Raw genomic sequence first — 22,367 nt, 5'->3', positions numbered from 1 at the left:
GAACCCGCCGGGAGCGGATGACTGGGAGCGGCCGGCACTGTGACCGGTCGCCGACGCCTGAATCTCCAGTTCGCTCACGAGAGCGCTCCGTTCCCGATTTCGGTGGGTCGTGGGTCGGCCAGGCCGGACGCGAGGTCGGTGACGATGGTCATCAGGATGTAGGCCAGAGCGACCACCATCACCACGCCGACCACCACCGGAACGTCGCGCACGGTGACGGCGTTGAGCAGGGTGCGGCCGAGGCCGGGCCTGGCGAAGATCGTCTCGACCACCACGGCGCCGCTGATCAGGGAGCCGAACGCCCAGCCGGACAGGCTGATCGCGGGCAGTGCGGCGTGCCGCAGGGCGTGCCGCCAGAGCACCCCGCGGTCGCTTTCCCCCCTGGCCCTGGCCGAGAGCACAAACGGTGATTCCAGGGCGGTGTTCAGGCTCTCCCGCATGACCTGGCCGAGGAAACCGGCCAGGGGGATGGCCAGGGTGACGACGGGCAGGACCAGGCCGCGGGCATCCGCGGTGCTGATCGGCGGCAGCACCCCCCACCAGACGCTGAAGACCACGATGAGCGTGGTGGCCAGCCAGAAGTGCGGCAGAGCCGCAGCGACGATCTCGAGGCCGGTGCCGATCCGGGCCGCGAGGCGGCCGCGCCCGGTGGACCACGTGGCCAGGACGAGGGCGATCAGCCAGGCGACCGCGAGCGAGAGAACGGCCAGGACCAGGGTGCCGCCGAGCTGGCTGAGCACGAGCGGGCCGACATCCATGTTGAGCGCATAGGACCGGCCGAGGTCGCCGGTGGCCAGGCGGCCCAGCTGCTGCAGATATTGCACCAGCAGCGGCTGGTCGAGCCCGTACTCGGCGCGCACCGCCGCGAGCGCCTCCAGTGAGGTCTGTGAGCCCGGACCGCCGAGGATCGCCTCGGCAGGGTCGCCCGGGATCAGTCGCACGGCGAAAAACGTGACGGTGGCGACGGCCCACAGCACGAAGACCGCGCCCGCGAGTCGCCGGGCGAGACCTCGGAGCCGAGGCCGTGCGCCCCGCCGGGCGGCTGTCGTCAGCGGTTCAGCCACGCGTCGTAGAACGCCGGCGTCGACACCGTCGGCAGCGCGCGAGCGCCCTCGACCGCCGTGCCGAGCAGGAAGTGATTCTGCTGGTCGTAGAGCGGCAGGATGTAGAAGCCCTCCAGGATCAGGTCCTGAGCGTCCTCGTACAGCGCGGCGCGCTGGTCGGCGTCACCACCGTTGGTCGAGCCTGTCGAGACCTGGTTCGCCTCGGTGAGGAGCGAGTCCAGTTCGGGATCGTTCACCTGGGCGTGGTTGGCGAAGTAGCCGCTGGGCGCGGGGGTGATGCCGTCGGAGTGGAACAGGATTCGCAGCACGTCGGGGCCGATCTTGGTGTACGGCGCGCTGACGGCGTCGTACGCGTTGCTGCCCAGGGCGGTGTACCAGCTGGAGAGGTCCAGCTTGGTCAGCTGAACGTCGAACCCGGTCTCCTTGGCCGTCGCCTGAATCTGCTCGAACAGCGACTGTTCGGCGGGGATGGACTGGTTGGTGCTGACCGGGAAGACCACGGTGAGTCGCACTCCGTCCTTGACCCGGTAGCCGTCGGAGTCCTTCTCCGCCCAGCCGGCACCGTCGAGAAGCTCGGCGGCGGCGTCAGGGTCGTAATCGAACAGATCCGGCCTGGACACCCCGAGCGGTTCGACGCTGGACAGTGCGGAGGTGGACCGTTCGGCGCTGCCCTGGAACAACGACGCAACGGCGTCGTCGACGTTGGCCGAGCGGATGAACGCCTCACGCACCGCGGCGTCGTTGAACGGTGCCTTGCCGGAGTTCAGTTCGATGCGATTGGAGGCGCCGGGGCGCGGCGCGTCGAGGTGAACGATGGTGTCGCTGGCCTCCGCCTGGCTGATGGTGTCGGGCTGGGCGTTGTCGATCACATCGACCTCGCCGGCCTGCAGGGCGGCGTACCTGGAGGCCGAGTCCGGGATGAAGCGCCAGACGATTTCTTCCAGGTACGCCGGCCCGTCGTGCTCGGCATCGGCCGGGGGAGAGCTGTAGTCCTCGTTCCGCACCAGGGTGATGGCGTTCTGCTTCACCCAGGAGTCGACGATGAATGGTCCGGTGCCCACCGGTGCGGCGCAGTTCTCGTCCTGGCTGCGCATGAGCGCGGTGGGGGATTCGATGGCCAGCCACGGCTGGGCGAGCGACTCGAGCAGGGCACTGTCTGGCTGGGCCAGGGTAAGCCGCACCACGGAATCCGAGACCGCTTCGGTACCGGTGACCTTCGCCAGGGCCAGGTATCCGGTCGATGAACCGGTCTCCGGGTCCTGCAGGTGCGCGATGTTGGCCTGCACCGCGGCGGCGTCCAGAGGGGTGCCGTCGGTGAAGGTCACGCCGTCTTTCAGCGTGAACTCCCAGGAGAGGCCGTCGGGGCTCACCGTCCAGCTGTCGGCCAGCCACGGGATGATGGCGCCGTCGGCGTCGAGGGAGACCAAGGATTCCAGGAACTGGGAGCTGACCAGGGCCTGCGGGTAGTTGCCGCCGACGTGGGGGTCCAGGCAGGTGGGCTCGGCGTCACCGGATGCGTAGGTCAGGGTTCCACCGCTGGTGGGCTCGTCGCCGCCTCCGGAGGACGCGGCGCTCGTGCAGCCGGTCAGGGCGAGGCCGAGGGCGGCCGCACCGGCCAGGGCGGCGAGGGTGGTGGAGCGCGAAGGAATGATTCCCGGACGGGGCATGCGGCGGTCTCTTTTCACGAAAGCGGTGCGGTTCAGGGGAAATACGGGGGAAGCCTGCTGTGGCATTATTGGACTCAGTCCAAAAAAAGATGTGTTGAGTCTCATCGTAGAACACAGGAGAGCCGTGTCCGATTCCCGTGCCCCCGGTCGACCCCAGGCGTCGTCCCGGGCCATGCTCGAAGAAGCCGCGGCGGAGCTGTTCCTGGAGCAGACCTACGCCGGTACCACGATCGGAGATATCGCCCGGCGGGCCGGGGTGAGCCGCAACACCTTCTTCAATTACTTCTCGGCCAAGAGCGATCTGCTCTGGGTGGATGTCGATGCGGGCCTGGACGTTCTGCCCGCCTCCCTCGCCGATTGCGACAGGGCCGCCCCGGTCACCGAATCGGTGCGACAGGCTCTGCTGCGGGTGGCCGCGGGGTTCGGGCCCGGCCGGGTGCCCTGGGCGCTCACCCAGTATGAGTTGATGGCGACGAGCAGTGAGCTGGAAGCATCCGCGCTGGCCAGATTTCTCGTGCAGGTGGGTCTCGTGCACGAGTTCGTCGGCGCCAGACCGGGGCAGGCCGCCCTGGCCGATCTCGCCGGACGGGCGTTCTCGAGCGCGGTGGTGGCGGCGGCGGTCGCGGCCGCCAGGGAGTGGGCCGCCGCCGGCGTGGGCCGCGGGGAGCTGGCCGGGTACGTTGACGTGGCGATCTCGCCGGTCTGCGCGGGATTCCACCCGGTTCTCGACCGGGTCCAGGATTCCTGACAAGATAGTATTGATCGATAGTGATTCACAGACGCAGATCCGGCTATCACCGGGGAGTCTTCGGAAGAACGTCGTGTTCGTGCCCCGGCACGTTCTCGACAAGTAGAGCCGAACGGGTCGGGCCCGTCACAGCCTTAGTTTGAGCGGTCGTTCGCTACTTCCAGGAACGGCAAGCGAGGTGGTACCGCGCAACGTCCTGTCGGGGCGAGCGTCCTCGTGGAATAGGCCAGCGACTCAACACCGCCTCGTCCAGGAGAAGCATGACGTACCCGCAGCAGCCCACAGACAACGCGTTCGGCCTCCCCGACGCCGACCCGGCCCGCTTGGACGCAGCCGTCGTTCCCTCACCGAACTTTCCGCAGATCGAAGGCGAGGTGCTGGACTTCTGGGAGAAGGACGGCACCTTCCAGGCCTCCATCGACAACCGCGAGGGAGCGCCGGAGTGGGTCTTCTATGACGGCCCGCCCTTCGCCAACGGCCTGCCGCACTACGGCCACCTGCTCACCGGGTACGCCAAGGACCTGTTCCCGCGCTTCCAGACCATGCGCGGCAAGCAGGTGCACCGCCGGTTCGGCTGGGACACCCACGGTTTGCCCGCCGAGCTGGAGGCCGAGCGGAAGCTCGGCATCACCGACAAGAGCCAGATCGAAGAGATGGGCCTGGCCGCGTTCAACGCCGTCGCCCGCGAATCGGTGCTCGAATACACCAAGGACTGGGAGAAGTACGTCACCCGCCAGGCCCGCTGGGTCGACTTCGAAAACGACTACAAGACCCTCGACATCACCTTCATGGAGTCGGTGATCTGGGCGTTCAAGGAACTGCACACCAAGGGCCTCGCCTACGAGGGCTACCGGGTGCTGCCGTACTGCTGGCGGGACCAGACCCCGCTGTCCAACCACGAACTGCGCATGGACGATGACGTCTACAAAATGCGCCAGGACCAGACGGTCACGGTCACCTTCCCCCTAGTCGGCGCCAAGGCCGAGACCCTCGGCCTCACCGCCGTTCGGGCCCTTGCCTGGACCACCACCCCCTGGACCCTGCCGACCAACCTCGCCCTGGCCGTCGGCCCCGAAATCGTCTACGCCGTCGTTCCCGCCGGCCCCAACGGCACGCCGGATGCCGAGGTGCTGCGCGAGCAGGCCGGCGCACCCGATCCCGCCACCGAGGTGCTCGGCGCCGAGTACCTGCTGGCCATCGACCTGGTCGGCAGCTACGCCAAGGACCTCGGCTACGAGAGCGCCTCCGACGCGACGGCCGCCATCAGCCGCACCGTCACCGGCCGCGACCTCGAAGGCGTCTCCTACGACCGTCTGTTCGACTATTACGCCGACGAGAGCGAGTGGGGCACCCAGAACGCCTGGCGCTTCGTGGTCGCCGACTACGTCACCACCTCCGACGGCACCGGCATCGTGCACCAGGCTCCCGCTTACGGCGAGGAGGACCAGACGGTCTGCCAGGCCTACGGCATCCCGGTCATCCTCTCGCTGGACGACGGCGGAAAATTCCTGCCCGCCGTCACCGAGGTCGCCGGTCAGCTCTGGAGCGACGCCAACAAGCCGCTCACCCAGCTGATCAAGTCGCAGGGCCGGCTGCTGCGCCAGGCCAGCTACGAACACTCCTACCCGCATTGCTGGCGCTGCCGCAATCCGCTGATCTACAAGGCCGTGTCGAGCTGGTTCGTCAGGGTCACCGACTTCCGCGATCGTATGGTCGACCTCAACCAAGAGGTCAACTGGGTTCCGGAGAACGTCAAGGACGGCCAGTTCGGCAAGTGGATCGGCAACGCCCGGGACTGGTCGATCAGCCGCAACCGGTACTGGGGCTCCCCGATCCCGGTGTGGAAGAGCGACAACCCCGCCTACCCGCGCATCGACGTCTACGGTTCGCTCGATGAACTCGAAGCGGACTTCGGCGTGCGCCCCACCGACCTGCACCGCCCTTACATCGACCAGCTCACCCGGCCCAACCCCGACGACCCCACCGGGCAGTCCACCATGCGACGCATCGAGGATGTCCTGGACGTCTGGTTCGACTCCGGCTCGATGCCGTTCGCGCAGGTGCATTACCCGTTCGAAAACCGGGAGTGGTTCGACAGCCACAACCCGGCCGACTTCATCGTGGAATATATCGGCCAGACCCGCGGCTGGTTCTACCTGCTGCACGTGCTCTCGACCGCCCTGTTCGACCGGCCCGCGTTCAAGAACGTGGTCAGCCACGGCATCGTGCTCGGCAACGACGGCCAGAAGATGAGCAAGTCGCTGCGCAACTACCCCAACGTCAACGAGGTCTTCGACCGCGACGGCTCCGACGCCATGCGCTGGTTCCTGATGAGCTCCCCGGTATTGCGTGGCGGCAACCTCATCGTCACCGAGGAGGGCATCCGCGAGGGCACCCGCCAGATGCTGCTGCCGTTGTGGAGCACCTGGTACTTCTTCTCGCTCTACGCCAACGCCACCGACTACACCGCCACCTGGCGCACCGACTCCACCGATGTGCTCGACCGCTATCTGCTGGCCAAGACCCGCGACCTCATCGAGGACGTCACCGGCGACCTCGAACGCCTCGACAGCACCCTCGCCGCCTCGCGCCTGCGCGACTTCGCGGACGTGCTGACCAACTGGTACGTGCGCCGGTCACGCGACAGGTTCTGGGCAGGCGTCACCGCCGACGGCACCGGAGCGGATGCCTTCGATACCCTGTACACGGTGCTCGAAACCGTGACCCGCGTAGCCGCGCCGCTGCTGCCGCTGATCAGCGAACGCATCTGGCAGGGCCTGACCGGCGGACGCAGCGTGCACCTCACCGACTGGCCTGACGCCACGGTGTTCCCGGCCGACCCCGGCCTGGTCACGGCCATGGACCAGGTGCGCCTGGTCAGCTCAACAGTGCTGTCGCTGCGCAAGAAGGCCGGCCTGAGGGTGCGGCTTCCCCTGGCGAACCTCACCGTGGTCACCACCTCCGCGGCCGCCCTGGCCGGCTTCGAGGGCATCCTGCGCGACGAGCTGAACGTCAAGGCCGTGACCCTGGTCGAGCAGGAGGCCGACAGCGCTGAGAGCTACGGCATCACCTCCAAGCTCACGGTGAACGCCCGCGCCGCCGGCCCGCGCCTGGGCAAGCAGGTGCAGCAGGTCATCAAGGCCGCCCGCACCGGCGACTGGTCCGAAACCGACGGTGTCGTCACCGCCGGCGGCATCGAACTGGTCGCGGGGGAGTACGAACTGGAACTGCAGGCCGCCTCCACGGCCGCGGACGCCGAGTCGGTGCTGAACAGTTCGGCGCTCGCCCTGCTCGCCGGCGGCGGATTCGTGTTGTTGGAAACCACCACCACGCCCGAACTCGAGGCGGAGGGCCTGGCCCGCGACCTCATCCGCGCCGTGCAGGACACCCGCAAGTCGGCCGGTTTCGAGGTCAGTGACCGCATCCGCCTGGACCTGGTCTTCTTCGACGAGGCCGACGCCGCCACCTTCTCGTTGGCGACAGGCGTCGACGTCGCCGGCGAAACCTTGGCCATCCGGTTCAGCACGCACTCGGCACCGGCCGATGCCGCCGGCACCCCGTCCGAATGGCTGCCCGGTCTGACCGGCTCGATCGTGGAGCACTACGTGCGCTTCGAGGCCAACCACTACGCGAACCACGGACCGGTCATCGTTGCCGTCGCCCGCGACAAAGGAACCATCAATGTCTGACGATTACTACCCCGACGAATTCCGTGACGCCGGCGACGCCGTGCTCGCCGCACTGCTCGAAAGGGTGGGCGAGGGATCTCCGCAGCCGCGGCTGCAGGCGACCCGCCGGGCGGTCGAACTGCTCGGCGACCCGCAGAACTCGTACCCGATCATCCACGTGACCGGCACGAACGGTAAGACCAGCACCAGCCGCATCATCGAGAGCATCCTGCGCGCCTACGGCCTGCGTACCGGCCTGCTGGTGAGCCCGCACCTCGTGCGACTCAACGAACGCATCGTGATCGACGGGCAGTCCATCACCGACGAGGCCCTGGCCGCGAACTGGGCCGACATCCAGCCCTACCTGCTCATGGTCGACGCCGAACTCGCCACCGCCGGTGACGAACCCCTCACCTTCTTCGAGGCCCTCACCGTTCTGGCCTTCGCCTGCTTCGCGGATGCGCCGGTCGACGTGGTCGTGCTCGAGGTCGGCATGGGCGGCGAATGGGACTCCACCAACGTCGCCGACGGCCAGGTGGCCGTGTTCACCCCGATTGCCCTGGACCACACCAAGCGGCTCGGCAGCACCATCGCCGAGATCGCGCGCACCAAGTCCGGCATCATCAAGCCCGCGGCGGCCGTCGTGACCGCAGCGCAGCCGCCGGAGGCCATGACCGAGCTGACCCGGGCCGCCGAGCTCACCGAGTCGACCCTGGTGGGCGAGGGCAGCGAATTCGCCCTCCTCGCCAGCCACGTGGCCGTCGGCGGCCAGCTCATCTCCGTGCGCGGCATCGCCGGCACCTACTCCGAACTGTTCCTGCCGCTCTACGGCACCCACCAGGCCCAGAACGCCGCCGTGGCCATCGCCGCCGTCGAGTCATTCCTCGGCGCGGGCAGCCAGGCCCTGGTCGAAGACATCCTGGTGGAAGGACTCGCCACCGCGACCTCGCCCGGACGGCTGCAGCTGGTCGGCATCGAGCCGACAGTGCTCGTCGACGCCGCGCACAACCCGCACGGGGCCCTGGCCCTGTCCGCGGCGCTGGAGAGCTATTTCGACTTCGACGAGATCGTCGTGGTCGTCGGCATCCTCGCCGACAAGGACGCCGCGGGCATCATCGAGGCCCTGCGTCCCGCCGTGGCCCGCTTCCACGTGACCCAGTCACACTCCGAGCGGGCGATCCCGGTCGACGACCTCGCCGACCTCGTCGCTGAACACGTCGGCGACGCGGACACGTTCAGGTTCGGCGACCTCGCCCAGGCCCTCGACGCAGCTCGCGGCTGGGCCCAGGACGCCCCCAAGCGCGCCGTGCTCGTCGCCGGGTCGATCACCCTCGTCGGTGACGCCGTCGCGTTGGCCGACGCGGGGGACTGGATGACCACGTGAGAAGCGGATCGGTTCGACGATCACTCGCCTCGATCGTGCTCGGCTTCGAGCTGATCGTGGTGTTCCTGGCCACCCTGGTGATCTTCGGGCTGAGCGATCTGCCAGCCTGGGTCACCCTGGGCGGGGGAGCGTTGCTCTGCCTGATCATGGTCGCCACCCTCGGGTTGCTACGGTTCAACTGGGCCTACCTGATCGGTTGGGCCGTCCAGGTCGTCGTCGTCGCCACCGGATTCCTCAACCCGGCGATGTTCTTCGTCGGGGCACTCTTCGCCGGCATGTGGGTCTACTGCATGATCACCGGCACACGGATCGACAGACAGAACGTCGAAAGACAGAACAAGGAGAACTCATGACGAACGTTCAGGAAACACTCGTATTGGTCAAGCCCGACGGCGTGGCGCGCAACCTCTCCGGCGAGATCCTTCGCCGGATCGAGGCGAAGGGGTACTCCCTCGTCGACATCAAGCTCGTGCAGGCCGAGCGCTCGCTCCTCGCCGAGCACTACGCCGAGCACGCCGGCAAGCCGTTCTTCGAACCGCTCGTCGAATTCATGGAAAGCGGATCGATCCTGGCCCTGCGTGTTGCCGGCGACCGCGTCATCGAGGGCTTCCGCGCCCTGGCCGGCACCACCGACCCCACCACGGCCGCACCGGGAACCATCCGTGGCGACCTCGGCCGGGACTGGGGCCTGAAGGTTCAGCAGAACCTCGTGCACGGTTCGGACTCGCCCGAGTCCGCGGCCCGCGAGCTGGCCCTCTGGTTCGCCTAAACACCTCCCGAACCGCGAGAAAGGCCCCGAAAACGTCGAGTTTTCGGGGCCTTTCTCACGTCTTGCGGGCTGGAGAAGCCTCAGAGGCGGTGAAGGAAGTCCATCTGGAGTTGGGCGATCGTCGCGGCGACGAGGTAGCAGGCGATCGTGATGACGAAGATCCACGAATAGGCGCCGGCCGCGAGGCGCCGCACCCGCGCCGAACCCGGAATGATGCCGGTCTTGAGGTTGTACAGGGTCACGGCGAGGAACACCGGGATCGTCACCGTCCAGGTGACCATGCACCACGGGCACAGCACGTCGAGGACGAAGAAGCTCTGGCCCATCAGCCAAATGACGAAGGCGAGCGCACCGGCGACCCCCAGGTTCAGGCCCAGCCAGAACCACCGGGCAAAGCGGGCGCCCGAAAGGATCGCCGCCCCGATGGTGATCACCACGCTCCAGCCCGCCACCCCGATCAACGGGTTCGGGAATCCGAACACCGCGCCCTGCCAGGAGCCGAGGTTGGTGCTGCAGCCCACCAGGACACTGAAGTTGCAGGACAGTTGCGCCGCGGGATCCTCCAGCATCGTGAACTTGTCCAGGGTGAGCGCGAATGCCGCCGCGAAACCGATTGCCCCCGCGAGAATCAGGAAAACGGCGAGACCGATCGGAGGCTTTTTTGACGTGGTGAATGGCACATTCGGATTATGTCATGTGTCGCGTGCGCGTCCCTGGGAATGCGTGCGATAATCAAAACAGTCGTTTGAGCCGCGCTCAAACCGATGCCATAAGGCTTAATGGGCGGCATTCGCCCAGATTCATTGGTCCTAGACCAAAGGTATTTGCAACCAGAGCCAAGAGCCGGTTGCGGCACGCAATAGGATTCGCGGGGTTTTCGCGCAAGCGAGAGCAACGCACGAGAGAGTAACCGAGTGGGTGGCGCGGTCATCCACAGCGGTCAAGGAGCGCACCAGTGATGGTGGAAGACAACGACAACAAGAAGCGCAAGGGCCTGTTCGGCACTCGCAAAACAACCAGGAAGGCGGCACCGGCCAAGCAGCTCGAACCGATCGGTGACACGCCCCGTGTACCCGCTCAGGACGACCCGGCCGTGACGCCGGAGTCACCCTCGGCTTCGGCCGACCGAGTGGCTTCCGACCAGGTGCCGTTCGGCCAGGCCTCGTCCGATCAGGCGGCAGCCGCGGCGGACCAGCCGGTGGCATTCCCTGCCCTGCCGACACCCTTCGACGAGACCGTCGAGGTCGTTCGCCGGCCGACGACGTCCCTGATCTTCCAGGCCCCGGCGATTCTGCCGGCCCCGGTCCGGTCCGGCGGCCGTCAGCTCGACGACGAGGATGACGACCCCGAAGAGGGCTCGACGGTGCGCCGTCGCGCGCGCCGTCGCACCGGTGAAGAAGGCCGCAGCGACGACCCCGCGAACACCGTGGTGCGGGTGCGGACTCCGCGCGAACCCGAGCTGATCACCGAGCCCCAGCGGATCAAGGGCTCCACCCGCCTGGAGGCCAAGAAGCAGCGCCGCCGCGACGGCCGCGACGCCGGCCGCCGCCGCCCTGTCATCACGGAGGCCGAGTTCCTCGCCCGCCGCGAGTCGGTCGACCGCGCCATGGTCGTGCGGGCCAAGCACAACAAGATCCAGATCGGCGTTCTCGAAGACGGAGTGCTCGTCGAGCACTACGTGGCCAAGAACCAGGATGCGTCGCTCATCGGCAACGTCTACCTCGGTCGTGTGCAGAACGTGTTGCCGAGCATGGAAGCCGCCTTCGTCGACATCGGCCGCGGCCGCAACGCCGTGCTCTACTCCGGTGAGGTCGACTGGGACGCCGCCGCGGTGAACTCCCCGGGTGCGAGCCAGACTCGCCGTATCGAGCTGGCGCTCAAGCCCGGCGACAAGGTGCTGGTGCAGGTCACCAAGGACCCGATCGGTCACAAGGGCGCCCGGCTCACCAGCCAGGTGTCGCTGCCCGGCCGCTACCTCGTCTACGTGCCCAATGGGTCGATGAACGGCATCAGCCGCAAGCTGCCCGACACTGAGCGCGCCAGGCTGAAGAAGATTCTCAAGGAGGTCCTTCCGGACAACGTGGGTGTCATCGTGCGCACCGCAGCCGAGGGCGCGACCGACGAACAGCTCACCCTCGACGTCAACCGCCTCACCGCGCAGTGGGCCTCCATCGCCAAGCAGGTTGAAACGGTGTCCGGTCCGGCCCTGTTGCACAGCGAGCCTGATCTGCTGATCAAGATCGTGCGGGATGTCTTCAACGAGGACTTCCACAAGATGGTCATCTCCGGCGACGACGCCCAGGAGGTCATCGAGTCCTACCTGCGCCAGGTGGCTCCCGACCTCGTCGAGCGCGTCCAGCGCTACGAGGGCGAGCGCGACGCGTTCGACGAATACCGCATCTCGGAGCAGATCGAAAAGGCACTGGACCGCAAGGTCTGGCTGCCGTCGGGCGGTTCGCTCGTGATCGACCGCACCGAGGCGATGACCGTCGTCGACGTCAACACCGGCAAGTTCGTCGGATCCGGCGGAAACCTCGAGGAGACCGTCACCAAGAACAACCTCGAAGCAGCCGATGAGATCGTTCGGCAGCTGCGCCTGCGCGACATCGGCGGCATCATCGTTGTCGACTTCATCGACATGGTCCTGGAGTCCAACCGTGACCTGGTGCTCCGTCGCCTGGTCGAGTGCCTCAGCCGCGACCGCACCAAGCACCAGGTGGCCGAGGTCACCTCGCTCGGGCTCGTGCAGATGACTCGCAAGAAGCTCGGCTTGGGCCTGCTCGAATCGTTCAGCGAGAACTGCGAGGCCTGCGCCGGACGTGGAATCGTCATCCACCACGACCCCGTCGTCAAGCACCGCCAGACCGCTCAGCCCACTCAGGAGCGCCGCCCCCGCAGCAAGTCCAACGGCAACGGCGGCTCCGGCCACGACGCCGGCAACTCCGGTCAGCGCGGCAACGGCAACCAGAATTCCGGTCAGGCGCATGGTGCGCCCGTACAGACGGATTCCACCAAGGCCGGCCACGGCACGCACGGAATCACCGAGGACGCCAAGCACGCCCTCGCGCTGATCGCCGCGCGCACCATCAGCCGCTCACTGACCGGTTCGATCCCCGTGCTCGCGCCGACCGAGACGGCTGCCCCGGCCGCCGCCCCGGCTGCTGAGGCCGACGCCCCGACCGCGGCCGAGAGCGTCGACACCGCGCCCACGGCCCGTTCGAACTCCCGGGGCAACCGTTCGGGCAGTCGTTCGGGGGGCCGCACCGGCCAGTCGACCGACAGTGCGCCCGCCGTGCAGCCCGACCGGGCGTCCACCGACCCGTTCGGCGCAGAGCCCGACACCGCCGCCCCGGCGGTTCAGGCGCCTCTCCTGGCTCCGGAGGCCGTGCCGGCCGACTCGGCCGACGGTGTCGCTATTCTCGACATCCCCGTGCAGAAGTCACCGCGCAGCCGCCGTCCGGTGAGTAAGCAGGTCACCGACCAGCTGCTCGATTCGGTGCTTGAAGCCCTGCCGGAGCCCAAGCAGCCCGGCCAGGGTCGTTCGCGCAGCCGTCGGGTCACCACCGCCGGCGGTCCGACCGCCACCGTGCAGCCGATCGTGGCTCCCACGCAGGACAACGCCTAACGGTCGACGGCCTCATCGGCCCTGCAGCGGTGCCGCCCGATTCGGGCGGCACCGCTGTTGTCGTCCGGGGCCGGTCGACCTGGCCGGTCGACCTGGCCGGTCGACCTGGCCTGTCTGGTTGCCGCACTCCGGTAAGATCGATGGATGCACAGGGATCGGGGGACGGTGCGGCGCGTGCCCACCGGACTCATTCTCGGTGTGGTCCTGGTCGCCGCCGCGTTCGCGCTCCGTGCCGTCAGCCCGGCGTTCGCCGGCTGGGGAGTGCCGGACCGCGTCCAGGACACCATCACCCTCGCCCTGAGCGTGATCATCGAGTCAGCGCCTTTTGTGTTCCTCGGCATTCTGCTGTCCACGGTGGTGCAGGTGTGGCTCCCACACGGCTTCATCACCCGATTCCTGCCCCGCCAACCAGTGCTCCGCCGCGCCTGCATCTCGCTGCTGGGCATGTTCTTCCCGGTCTGCGAATGCGGCAACGTGCCCTTGGCCCGCGGGTTCATGGTGGGCGGCTTCACGGTGCCGGAATCGATCACTTTCCTGCTCGCCGCGCCCATCCTGAACCCGATCACGATCATCACCACCCACCAGGCGTTCGGCTGGGGAGACGGGATCCTGATCACCCGCATCGTGGCCGGCTTCGTGATAGCCAACGTTATCGGGTGGCTCTTCAGCCGGCACCCGGACCCGGACAGCCTCCTGACCCGCACCTTTTCAGCGTCCTGCGAACGGCCGGACGCGCCGGTGAGCAATGGCGGGCATGACGGCGGGTTGCACGAGGGGCACACTCACCCGCACGGTTCCCGGCCGGGCCGTATCGAGCGGTCAGTCGACCTGTTCACCCGCGAGACCGCGGTGATCATGCCCGCACTGTTCATCGGATCGCTGATCGCGGCGCTCGTCCAGGTTTTTGTGCCCCGCTCGGTGCTGCTGGCGCTCGGCAGCAACCCGGTCTGGTCGGTGCTGGCCATGATCGCCCTGGCCTTCATCGTCGCGGTGTGCTCCAACGTCGACGCCTTCTTCGTGCTGTCGTTCGGCAGCACCTTCATGCCTGGCGGCATCGCCGCCTTCCTCACCTTCGGAGCCATGATCGACGTCAAGATGCTCGCCCTGATGCGCACCACCTTCACCACCCGCACCCTCGTGCAGATCACCGCGTTGGTGGCCCTGATGAGCGCGGCCGCCGGCCTGTTGGTGAACTATGTCGCATAAGGAAATGTCGCATAAGGAAATGTCGCGTAAGGGCACGTTGGCCGGCTACCTGGCCGAGCGCTGGCGCGGCATCGGCCTGAGCCTGGTGATCGTGGTGGCCACCATCTGGCTCGGCGCCACCGGGCAGCTCGGGTTGTACATCCACCCGCGCTACTTCATCTTCACCACCGTGATGGCCGTTGTCGGCCTCGTCTTCGTAGTGGCCAGCTTCGTGTTTCGCACCCCGGCGGCAGGGGAGTCGGAGCCGTCCGGCCGCAGGTCCGCCGGCCGGCGGACCTGGGCATTGAGTGGCAGCGCCCTGCTTCTGGCCATCGCGACGGTCACGGTGCTGGCCCTGCCCCCGGCCACCCTGACCAGCGCCACAGCCACCCAACGGGAGGTCAATTCCGGCGGGCTGGACAGCGAGGCCGCAGCGGAGGAGGCGGCCGCCCTGGTGGGCACCGGCGACTACGAACGCCTGAGCGTGAAGGAGTGGGTGTCGCTCCTGGCCCAGTCCGAGGATCCCGCCCTCTACGCCGACAAAACGGCCAGCATCACCGGCTTCGTCCTGCCGGACGCCGCAGACCCCGACAACGTCTTCTACGCCGCCCGGTTCGTGGTCACCTGCTGCGCCGTCGACGCCCAGCCCATCGGCGTTGCCGTCTACCAGCCCGGCTGGCAGGCCAGCTACGACACCGACGACTGGGTGCAGGTGACCGGCACCTTCGTGAGCAACCCGAGCGCCCGATCCGCAGACACCCTCGCCGTGCTTCCCACCACCATCGAGCCCGTCGACCAGCCGAGCGACCCGTATGTCTACTGACCTCACGTCTGGGCAGTTTTCGACAGCCGACCCGGACACCGCAGCCGGTGGCCGGCGGTTCCGCCGCACCCTCGCCGCCCTCCTCACCGGCCTGATCGTGCTGTGTCTGGCCCTGGTGGCCGTCAACGTGCTCAACGGGCCCCGGCTGACCGGTTTCCAGGTCGACACGAGCGCCGTCGTCACCACGGCCAACCAACGGCTCGTCCTCGACACGAACCAGCAGCTCGCCGAGGTGAGCACGGACCAGATCACCGTCAGCCCGGCCGGCGTCGTCGACGTGCAGACCAGGAACGATTCCATCGTGATCGTTTTCCCCCAGCCGCTCGCCTACGACACCGAGTACACGGTGACCGTCAACGACGTCACCGGCCCGTTCGCCGACAGGTCGAGCGACCTCGCCGTCTCCTTCCGCACCGACGAAGCGCCGCTCTACCTGCTCAGCCGGTCCCCGGCGCAGCCGAACGAGCCGACCAAGGCGCCCGACCGGATCGTACGCACCACCGTCGGATCCGCCGAGACGAGCGTCGCATTCAGCGCCCCATACATCCAGTCGTTCGTTCCTGTCGGCGACGAACTCGTGGTGGTCACCCTCACCGAGGACCTCACCAACACGCTCAGTCTGGTGGACCGTGACGGCCGCTCCGCCGAACTCACCATGCCCGGCACCGGAACCGTGCACGACCTGCAGGCCTCCCCGTCCTCGAGCACGATCGGCTTCCGCTTCACCAGCGCAGCAGGAGCAGGAGGCCACGTCTACGACAACACCCTGTTCCTGCTCGACCTCACCCGCGGCACCGTCGACACCGTGACCGGGCTCGATGGTGAGCCCGTGCAGGCCATCGCCTGGGGGTTCATGGCCAACCGCGCCGAGGTCGTGGCTCAGCTCTTCGACACCACCCTGCTGCTGATAGACCCCCGAGCAGGCACCGAAACCGTACCCATCCCCATCGGCCAATTCCCTAACCTCAACGCGTTCGCCCCCGACGGGCTGCGCATTGCCGTGTCAGACCAGGACCGCCAGTACATCCTCGACCTGTCCACGGGTGCCGAGGCGGCGATCGTGCCGCAGGATGTCGCCGGCACCACGCCGTATACAGCCGAACTGCGCTTCCTCACCGGGGGAGAGGGGTACGTGCAGAGGGTGGCCGAATTCGACCAGGCGACCGGGCGCGTGGGACAGTCGCTGATCCTGGTCACGGGCGACCCCGCGACTCCGACGACGCGGGTGGTCTACGAACCGGTGCTACCCAACGAGACCATCGTGGGCTTCGCCATCTCACCCAACGACCAGTACCTGGCGATCCAGACCGTGCCGAACAGCCAGACCCAGGTGACGGATGGCTACCCCGTCGACCCGCAGGCCACCACGGCGACGACACTCTTCGTCGACCTGTCAACCGGGGCCATCACTCGCAGCATCGTGGGCATCGACGCGACCTGGTGAGCGTCTGTCAGCGGTCCCTGGCCTTGACCCGCAAGCCGCTCGCCCGCAGCCGGGTGACGAGACCGCGAAAGTCGACCGGCTCCGCTCCGGCCGCCACCAGGGAGTCGTAGCGGTCCTGGGGCACGTCGTAGTGGTCCAGATCGAATCCGCGCCGGGGGATGCCCTGCGCGGCCGCGAAGGCGTGCAGCTCCGCCAGCGAGGAGTCGCTCACCAGGTGAGACCAGAGCGTGCCATGGGCCGCCCAGGCCGGCTGGTCGATCAGTATGCCCATGCTGAAAGTGTATGGACAATCGCGGCCCTAAGCTTGTCCAGGGCGTCGCCATCGAACCGAGGGCGCGACACGCCCTCTCGAGGTGGTTTGACCGGGGCATTCCGATCAGCTAAAGTCGAGTGTTGGTGTGCGAAGGACTCTGTCCACGTAGCGCCCAAGGTTTTCTGAAGTGACATGGTCCGACTTGGTCCATGTGCACTCGGTAACTTTCCATCATAGGAATCGGAGCCCCCGGGGTTCCCCAGAGATAGGTACGTAAAGTGGTTTACGCAGTTGTGCGCGCCGGTGGGCGGCAGGAGAAGGTAGAGGTCGGGACCATCGTAACGATGGACCGAATCAAGGCTGACAAGGACGGCAACGTCGAGCTGGCCGCCGTGCTTCTCGTCGACGGCGACAAGATCACCTCTGACTCGACGTCGCTGGCCAACGTCAAGGTCACCGCCGAGGTCCTCAACGACCTTCGCGGCCCGAAGATCGTCATCCAGAAGTTCAAGAACAAGACCGGTTACAAGAAGCGTCAGGGGCACCGTCAGGAGCTCACTCGCGTTCAGGTCACCGGCATCGCCTAGGCCCGAGGAGAATAACTAATGGCACACAAAAAAGGTGCGAGTTCCACTCGCAACGGTCGTGACTCCAACGCTCAGCGCCTCGGCGTGAAGCGCTTCGGTGGTCAGGTTGTCGGCGCGGGCGAGATCATCGTCCGTCAGCGTGGCACCCACTTCCACCCCGGCGTGAACGTCGGCCGTGGCGGCGACGACACTCTCTTCGCCCTCGAAGCCGGCTCGGTCGAGTTCGGTGCCAAGGGTGGCCGCAAGGTCGTCAACATCGTGGTAGCTGCCGCTTAGGCATCCACACAGCTTTTCAGCATGAGGGCGGGCTTCGGCTCGTCCTCATGTTTGTTTGTATCGCCACCTGAAAGGGGCATTCCCATGGCCACGTTCGTTGACCAAGTCACGCTGCACCTGCGAGCGGGCAACGGAGGAAACGGTTGTGTCTCGGTCAAACGCGAGAAGTTCAAGCCTCTCGCCGGCCCCGATGGCGGAAACGGCGGAAACGGTGGCGACATCGTTCTCGTCGCCGACCCGCAGGTGACCACCCTGCTCGCGTTCCACCGTTCACCGCACCGCAGTTCCGCGAACGGCGGCCCCGGCATGGGTGACCACCGCAACGGGTACGGCAGCGACATCATTGAGCTGAGCGTGCCGCTGGGCACCGTCGTCAAGGATGCGGAGGGCAACGAGCTCGCCGACATGACCGAGCCCGGCTACCGCATCGTCGTCGCCGCGGGCGGACAGGGCGGACTCGGCAACGCCGCGCTCGCCTCCACCAAGCGCAAGGCCCCCGGCTTCGCGCTGCTGGGCACCTACGGCTTCGAGGGCGATGTCTACCTCGAGCTCAAGACCGTGGCCGACGTCGCACTCGTCGGCTACCCGTCGGCCGGTAAGTCCAGCCTGATCGCGGCCATCTCGGCGGCCCGGCCCAAGATCGCCGACTACCCCTTCACCACCCTGCAGCCCAACCTCGGCGTAGTGGATGCCGGTGAGGTGCGTTACACCGTCGCCGACGTGCCCGGTCTCATCGAGGGCGCCAGCGAGGGCAAGGGGCTCGGCCTCGAATTCCTGCGCCACGTTGAGCGCTGCACCGCATTGCTGCACGTGCTCGACTGCGCCACGCTCGACCCCGGTCGCGACCCGATCAGCGACCTGGACATCATTCTCGGCGAACTCGCCGCGTACCCGGTGCCCGAGGGCCAGACGCCCCTGCTCGAGCGTCCCCAGCTGATCGCGCTGAACAAGATCGATGTACCGGAAGGCCGCGAACTCGCCGCCTTCGTGAAGGCCGAACTCGAGGAGCGCGGCTACCGCGTCTTCGAGATCTCCACGGTCAGCCACGAGGGACTTCGCCAGCTGAACTTCGCCCTGGCCGAGACCGTCGAAGCCGGCCGGATCACGAGCGCCGAAGCCGCGGCCCTCAAGCCGCGTATCGTCATCCGCCCCAAGCCCGTCGACGACAGCGGTTTCATCGTGCGCGTCGAGGGTGGTTCGTTCGGCAACATCTTCCGTATCCTCGGCGCCAAGCCCGAACGCTGGGTGCAGCAGACCGACTTCAAGAACGACGAGGCCGTCGGCTTCCTCGCCGACAGACTGGCCAAGCTCGGCACCGAGGACGAACTGTTCAAGGCCGGCGCTGTCGCCGGTTCGACAGTGGTCATCGGCCCTGGCGACGGCATGATCTTCGACTGGGAGCCCACCCTCACCTCCACAGCCGAGCTGATCACTGCCCCGCGTGGTACCGACAGTCGGATGGACGACTCCAAGCGCCGCACCAGCAACGAGCGTCGTGAGGAATACCTCAAGCGCATGGACGCCAAGTCCGCCGCGCGTGCCGAACTCATCCGTGAGCGCGAGGCCGGTATGTGGTCCACCGGTGAAGAGGAGTTCAACGCCGGCGAAGGCGAAGTCACCGAGAACAACGCCGCCCGCCGGCGCGTCAAGGAGGGCGACTCCGAGTGACCGGAGGAGCGAGGCGGCCGCTGGAGCGCAGCGGCGTCGGCACTGCGGCACGGATCGTCGTGAAGGTGGGATCGTCCTCGATCAGCGGCGCCAATGTGGGGCAGATCGCACCCCTCGTTGACGCCCTGGCGTCAGCGCACGGCCGCGGCGCCGAGGTGGTACTGGTGTCCTCAGGCGCCATCGCCACCGGGATGCCGTACCTGCAGCTCGACGAGCGTCCCACCGACCTCGCCACCCAGCAGGCCGCAGCGTCCGTGGGGCAGAACTTGTTGATCTTCCGCTACCAGGACAGCCTCGACCGGTACGACATCGTCGCCGGCCAGGTGCTCCTCACCGCGGGTGACCTCGACAACGCGTCGCCGCGCAGCAACGCCCAGCGCGCCATGGAACGGCTACTGGGCCTCCGCATCCTGCCGATCGTGAACGAGAACGACACCGTCGCCACCCACGAGATCCGGTTCGGCGACAACGACAGGCTCGCGGCCCTCGTCGCCACCCTCGTCAAGGCGGACCTGCTCGTTCTGCTCAGCGACGTTGATGCGCTGTACACCCGGCCCCCACACCTGCCCGGAGCGGAACGAATCGAGCACGTGGCTCTGGGCGATACCCTCCCCGGCGTCGAATTCGGCTCCTCCCAGTCCGGCGTGGGCACCGGCGGCGCCGGCACCAAGGTCTCCGCAGCCCGGATCGCCGCAGAGGCCGGAACCGCGGTCCTGGTGACGTCGACGGCGCTGGTCGCCGAGGCCCTCCGCGGCGACTCGATCGGCACCTGGTTCGAGCCGGCCGACCCGACAACAGTGAGGCGTTCTGCCCTAAACTGACGGCATGTCGCAGACCCTACCCGCCACGGCCGTGCCCGGTTCCAGCCCTGACGGGTTCACGGCGATGCTCGTCGCAGCCCGGACGGCTTCGCTCGCACTGGCGTCCGCGCCGACCCGGCTGAAGAACACGGCGCTCCAGGGAATCGCCGTGGCATTGCGCGAGAACGTGGCGCAGATCGTCGCCGCCAATGCCCTCGACCTGGCCGCCGGTGCCGAGAACGGCCTGACTGCCGGACTTCTCGACCGGCTGCGCCTGGACGAGGCGCGCATCCGCTCGTTGGCCGACGCCGTCGACGAGATCGAAGCGCTGACCGACCCTGTCGGCCAGGTCGTGCGCGGCAGCAGCCTGGCCAACGGCGTCAAGATCAGCCAAATACGCGTGCCCTTCGGTGTCGTGGGTGTCATCTACGAGGCCCGCCCGAACGTGACCGTGGACATCGCCGCTCTCGCCCTCAAGAGCGGCAACGCCGCCGTGCTGCGTGGCGGGTCCGCCGCCGAGAACTCCAATCGGGTACTCGTCGGCCTGATCCACGAGGCGCTGGTCGCCGCCGGCCTGCCGGGGGAGTGCGTGCAGACCATCGACCCGCTCGGACGGGCCGGGGCGACGGCGCTGATGCAGGCCCGCGGGCTGGTCGACGTGCTCATTCCGCGCGGCAGTGCCGGGCTGATCCAGGCCGTCGTGACCGAGTCGACGGTGCCCGTGATCGAGACCGGGGCCGGTGTCGTGCACATCTTCCTGGATGCCTCCGCCAACGAGCAGTGGGCCGCGGACATCGTGCACAATGCCAAGGTTCAACGACCCAGCGTCTGCAACGCCGTCGAGACCGTGCTCGTGCACGAGCAGGCGGCCGCGCGGGTGCTGCCAGGGGTGCTCGCCAAGCTCGCCGGCGCCGGGGTCACCATCCACGGCGACGCCGCGGTGCGAGCACTCTACCCGGCGGCGGTTCCCGCGACCGACGAGGACTGGGCGACCGAATACATGAGCCTGGACCTGTCCGTCAAGGTGGTGGCCGACCTTGACGCCGCGATCGCGCACATTCGTCGGTATTCGACCGGGCACACCGAATCGATCATCACCAACGACATCGTCAACGCGGAGCGCTTCCTCAACGAGGTCGACTCGGCCGCGGTCATGGTCAACGCGTCCACCCGGTTCACCGACGGCGGTGAGTTCGGGTTCGGCGCGGAGGTCGGGATCTCGACCCAGAAGCTGCACGCCCGCGGACCGATGGGTCTGCCGGAGCTCACCAGCACCAAGTGGATCGTGCGCGGTACCGGCCAGATCCGCGACTAGCGCCGGTGCCGCTCACCGGCACGGGCGGAGCGTCCCGCTAGACTGGTCGCGGTACCGCTGCCGCCCGCCGATGCAGCGCGAAAAAGTATTCCTGAACGGAGATTCCATGTTGTTCGTGACCGCTGTCCTTGCCGAGGTCGAGCACACCCAGCTGCCCGTCGCGACCTGGGTCTACGGCCTCGTGGCCCTCATCGTGTTCGCCGCCCTCGGGTTCGTCGTCTGGAGCTTCCGCGACGTCGCGAACCGCCACAGCGCCAAGGCCAACGCCTATGCCGCGGCTCATGGTGGCGCAGCCAGCCACAACGGCCACTGACAATCGGCGCCGTGACCCCGAACCGCCCGCGCATCGGCGTGATGGGCGGCACCTTCGACCCCATCCACCACGGGCACCTCGTCGCAGCGAGCGAGGTTGCGCAGAGCTTCGACCTCGACGAAGTCATTTTTGTGCCCACCGGGCAGCCCTGGCAGAAGACCGACGTGACGCGGGCCGAACACCGGTACCTGATGACCGTCATCGCCACGGCGTCCAACCCCCGTTTCACGGTCAGCCGCGTCGACGTGGACCGGACCGGCCCGACCTTCACGATCGACACCCTCCGCGACCTGCACGCCGAACGCCCGGATGCCGAGCTGTTCTTCATCACCGGCGCAGACGCGATAACTCAGATCCTGGGTTGGAAAGACGTCGCCGAACTATGGAAACTGGCCCACTTCGTGGCTGTGAGTCGCCCGGGACACGACCTGAGCATTTCAGGATTGCCTAACCAGGACGTAAGCTTGCTGGAGGTTCCGGCTCTGGCGATCTCGTCTACTGACTGCCGGGCACGCGTGAACCGGGGTTTCCCGGTCTGGTACTTGGTCCCCGACGGGGTTGTCCAGTACATCTCAAAGCACCATCTGTATCGGAGTGTGGCATGACGTTGGGTAATAGCCCGCAGCCACTGACGCGACGACAGTTGCGCGAGTTGGCTCGGGAGCACGAGCCGGCTGTCACAGAGACGCCTTCTGCAGAGGAGACTGCCACAGGCGACATCGTTGCGCCCGTCGAGGCTAAGCCCGTCGAGTCCGAGCCTGTCGAGTCCAAGCCTGTC

Annotated in this window: 20 protein-coding genes; 16 read left to right on the top strand and 4 right to left on the bottom strand. The window is 67.5% G+C overall.

All coding sequences use genetic code 11. From position 1 onward, the window contains the following. Nucleotides 1-74: 74 nt before the first annotated feature. Nucleotides 75-1,064 carry an ABC transporter permease gene (locus E3T19_RS10150; protein ID WP_240632187.1) on the bottom strand — a complete coding sequence of 330 codons (990 nt, stop codon included), beginning with the start codon at nt 1,062-1,064 and terminating at the stop codon, nt 75-77. Next, the gene (locus E3T19_RS10145) at nt 1,049-2,731 is read right to left on the bottom strand and encodes an ABC transporter substrate-binding protein (protein WP_174776233.1); all 1,683 of its coding nucleotides are present in this window, start codon (nt 2,729-2,731) and stop codon (nt 1,049-1,051) included. Before E3T19_RS10145 ends, E3T19_RS10150 begins: the two co-directional genes overlap by 16 nt. 124 nt (nt 2,732-2,855) lie before the next feature. Between E3T19_RS10145 and E3T19_RS10140 the strand changes: the two genes are divergently transcribed. The 5 genes from E3T19_RS10140 to ndk all read left to right on the top strand — a co-directional run bounded on the left by E3T19_RS10140 (nt 2,856) and on the right by ndk (nt 9,300). Then, nucleotides 2,856-3,479 carry a TetR/AcrR family transcriptional regulator gene (locus E3T19_RS10140; RefSeq protein ID WP_240632186.1) on the top strand — a complete coding sequence of 208 codons (624 nt, stop codon included), beginning with the start codon at nt 2,856-2,858 and terminating at the stop codon, nt 3,477-3,479. A gap of 260 nt (nt 3,480-3,739) precedes the next feature. Then, nucleotides 3,740-7,168 (top strand): isoleucine--tRNA ligase, encoded by a 3,429-nt coding sequence (gene ileS / locus E3T19_RS10135; protein WP_134408737.1) that lies wholly within the window; start codon nt 3,740-3,742, stop codon nt 7,166-7,168. Further along, nucleotides 7,161-8,531, top strand: coding sequence for a folylpolyglutamate synthase/dihydrofolate synthase family protein (locus tag E3T19_RS10130; protein ID WP_088456376.1), 1,371 nt, complete (start codon nt 7,161-7,163; stop codon nt 8,529-8,531). Before ileS ends, E3T19_RS10130 begins: the two co-directional genes overlap by 8 nt. Further along, nucleotides 8,528-8,884 carry a DUF4233 domain-containing protein gene (locus tag E3T19_RS10125; protein WP_103459903.1) on the top strand — a complete coding sequence of 119 codons (357 nt, stop codon included), beginning with the start codon at nt 8,528-8,530 and terminating at the stop codon, nt 8,882-8,884. Before E3T19_RS10130 ends, E3T19_RS10125 begins: the two co-directional genes overlap by 4 nt. Next, complete coding sequence (gene ndk / locus E3T19_RS10120) at nt 8,881-9,300, top strand: nucleoside-diphosphate kinase (RefSeq protein ID WP_088456374.1); 420 nt, start codon at nt 8,881-8,883, stop codon at nt 9,298-9,300. The genes E3T19_RS10125 and ndk overlap by 4 nt, the downstream gene beginning before the upstream one ends. Before the next feature lie 80 nt (nt 9,301-9,380). Here the strand turns inward: ndk and E3T19_RS10115 are convergent, their stop codons facing one another. Next, the gene (locus E3T19_RS10115) at nt 9,381-9,980 is read right to left on the bottom strand and encodes a vitamin K epoxide reductase family protein (protein ID WP_103431970.1); all 600 of its coding nucleotides are present in this window, start codon (nt 9,978-9,980) and stop codon (nt 9,381-9,383) included. Between the two features lie 278 nt (nt 9,981-10,258). Here E3T19_RS10115 and E3T19_RS10110 point away from each other — a divergent pair, with 278 nt between their 5' ends. The 4 genes from E3T19_RS10110 (at nt 10,259) to E3T19_RS10095 (ending at nt 16,377) form a co-directional block, all read left to right on the top strand. Further along, nucleotides 10,259-12,925, top strand: a complete 2,667-nt coding sequence (locus E3T19_RS10110) for an Rne/Rng family ribonuclease (protein ID WP_103479549.1) — start codon at nt 10,259-10,261, stop codon at nt 12,923-12,925. Nucleotides 12,926-13,069: 144 nt separating this feature from the next. Beyond that, on the top strand, nt 13,070-14,131 hold the full coding sequence (locus tag E3T19_RS10105; RefSeq protein ID WP_088456371.1) for a permease: 1,062 nt from the start codon (nt 13,070-13,072) through the stop codon (nt 14,129-14,131). A 4-nt stretch (nt 14,132-14,135) separates the two neighbouring features. Further along, nucleotides 14,136-14,933, top strand: a complete 798-nt coding sequence (locus E3T19_RS10100) for a TIGR03943 family protein (RefSeq protein WP_241980143.1) — start codon at nt 14,136-14,138, stop codon at nt 14,931-14,933. Continuing rightward, on the top strand, nt 14,923-16,377 hold the full coding sequence (locus tag E3T19_RS10095; RefSeq protein ID WP_103479547.1) for a hypothetical protein: 1,455 nt from the start codon (nt 14,923-14,925) through the stop codon (nt 16,375-16,377). Before E3T19_RS10100 ends, E3T19_RS10095 begins: the two co-directional genes overlap by 11 nt. A 7-nt stretch (nt 16,378-16,384) precedes the next feature. Here the strand turns inward: E3T19_RS10095 and E3T19_RS10090 are convergent, their stop codons facing one another. Then, nucleotides 16,385-16,648 (bottom strand): DUF4031 domain-containing protein, encoded by a 264-nt coding sequence (locus E3T19_RS10090; RefSeq protein WP_088456368.1) that lies wholly within the window; start codon nt 16,646-16,648, stop codon nt 16,385-16,387. Nucleotides 16,649-16,908: 260 nt separating this feature from the next. On the opposite strand from E3T19_RS10090, the gene rplU reads away from it, so the two are divergent. From rplU to nadD, 7 genes are all read left to right on the top strand, one after another. Next, nucleotides 16,909-17,217 carry a 50S ribosomal protein L21 gene (rplU, locus tag E3T19_RS10085; RefSeq protein ID WP_066595881.1) on the top strand — a complete coding sequence of 103 codons (309 nt, stop codon included), beginning with the start codon at nt 16,909-16,911 and terminating at the stop codon, nt 17,215-17,217. Between the two features lie 18 nt (nt 17,218-17,235). Then, on the top strand, nt 17,236-17,493 hold the full coding sequence (gene rpmA / locus E3T19_RS10080; protein WP_066595878.1) for a 50S ribosomal protein L27: 258 nt from the start codon (nt 17,236-17,238) through the stop codon (nt 17,491-17,493). Nucleotides 17,494-17,577: 84 nt separating this feature from the next. After that, nucleotides 17,578-19,161 (top strand): GTPase ObgE, encoded by a 1,584-nt coding sequence (gene obgE / locus E3T19_RS10075; RefSeq protein ID WP_088456367.1) that lies wholly within the window; start codon nt 17,578-17,580, stop codon nt 19,159-19,161. Between the two features lie 20 nt (nt 19,162-19,181). Further along, nucleotides 19,182-19,982, top strand: a complete 801-nt coding sequence (gene proB / locus E3T19_RS10070) for a glutamate 5-kinase (protein ID WP_088458016.1) — start codon at nt 19,182-19,184, stop codon at nt 19,980-19,982. A 4-nt stretch (nt 19,983-19,986) separates the two neighbouring features. After that, a complete protein-coding gene (locus E3T19_RS10065; protein WP_134408736.1) occupies nt 19,987-21,276 on the top strand; it encodes a glutamate-5-semialdehyde dehydrogenase in 1,290 nt (429 codons plus the stop codon). Between the two features lie 106 nt (nt 21,277-21,382). Further along, nucleotides 21,383-21,589, top strand: a complete 207-nt coding sequence (locus tag E3T19_RS10060) for a hypothetical protein (protein ID WP_088456365.1) — start codon at nt 21,383-21,385, stop codon at nt 21,587-21,589. Between the two features lie 2 nt (nt 21,590-21,591). Continuing rightward, nucleotides 21,592-22,194 carry a nicotinate-nucleotide adenylyltransferase gene (gene nadD, locus E3T19_RS10055; protein ID WP_255416811.1) on the top strand — a complete coding sequence of 201 codons (603 nt, stop codon included), beginning with the start codon at nt 21,592-21,594 and terminating at the stop codon, nt 22,192-22,194. The last annotated feature ends 173 nt before the right edge of the window (nt 22,195-22,367 follow it).

Origin of the sequence: Cryobacterium sp. TMT4-31 (assembly GCF_004403385.1) — a bacterium.
Taxonomy (GTDB): Bacteria; Actinomycetota; Actinomycetes; order Actinomycetales; family Microbacteriaceae; genus Cryobacterium; species Cryobacterium zongtaii.
This window is presented reverse-complemented; position numbering and strand designations above follow the sequence as displayed.

Excerpts from the sequence above, each read along its gene's own strand:
- E3T19_RS10065 (WP_134408736.1), top strand. The coding sequence starts at position 19,987 with ATGTCGCAGACCCTACCCGCCACGGCCGTGCCCGGTTCCAGCCCTGAC.
- E3T19_RS10090 (WP_088456368.1), bottom strand. The coding sequence starts at position 16,648 with ATGGGCATACTGATCGACCAGCCGGCCTGGGCGGCCCATGGCACGCTC.
- E3T19_RS10145 (WP_174776233.1), bottom strand. The coding sequence starts at position 2,731 with ATGCCCCGTCCGGGAATCATTCCTTCGCGCTCCACCACCCTCGCCGCC.
- ndk (WP_088456374.1), top strand. The coding sequence starts at position 8,881 with ATGACGAACGTTCAGGAAACACTCGTATTGGTCAAGCCCGACGGCGTG.
- E3T19_RS10130 (WP_088456376.1), top strand. The coding sequence starts at position 7,161 with ATGTCTGACGATTACTACCCCGACGAATTCCGTGACGCCGGCGACGCC.
- E3T19_RS10100 (WP_241980143.1), top strand. The coding sequence starts at position 14,136 with ATGTCGCATAAGGAAATGTCGCGTAAGGGCACGTTGGCCGGCTACCTG.
- rpmA (WP_066595878.1), top strand. The coding sequence starts at position 17,236 with ATGGCACACAAAAAAGGTGCGAGTTCCACTCGCAACGGTCGTGACTCC.
- E3T19_RS10105 (WP_088456371.1), top strand. The coding sequence starts at position 13,070 with ATGCACAGGGATCGGGGGACGGTGCGGCGCGTGCCCACCGGACTCATT.
- obgE (WP_088456367.1), top strand. The coding sequence starts at position 17,578 with ATGGCCACGTTCGTTGACCAAGTCACGCTGCACCTGCGAGCGGGCAAC.
- ileS (WP_134408737.1), top strand. The coding sequence starts at position 3,740 with ATGACGTACCCGCAGCAGCCCACAGACAACGCGTTCGGCCTCCCCGAC.
- E3T19_RS10095 (WP_103479547.1), top strand. The coding sequence starts at position 14,923 with ATGTCTACTGACCTCACGTCTGGGCAGTTTTCGACAGCCGACCCGGAC.
- E3T19_RS10110 (WP_103479549.1), top strand. The coding sequence starts at position 10,259 with ATGGTGGAAGACAACGACAACAAGAAGCGCAAGGGCCTGTTCGGCACT.
- E3T19_RS10060 (WP_088456365.1), top strand. The coding sequence starts at position 21,383 with ATGTTGTTCGTGACCGCTGTCCTTGCCGAGGTCGAGCACACCCAGCTG.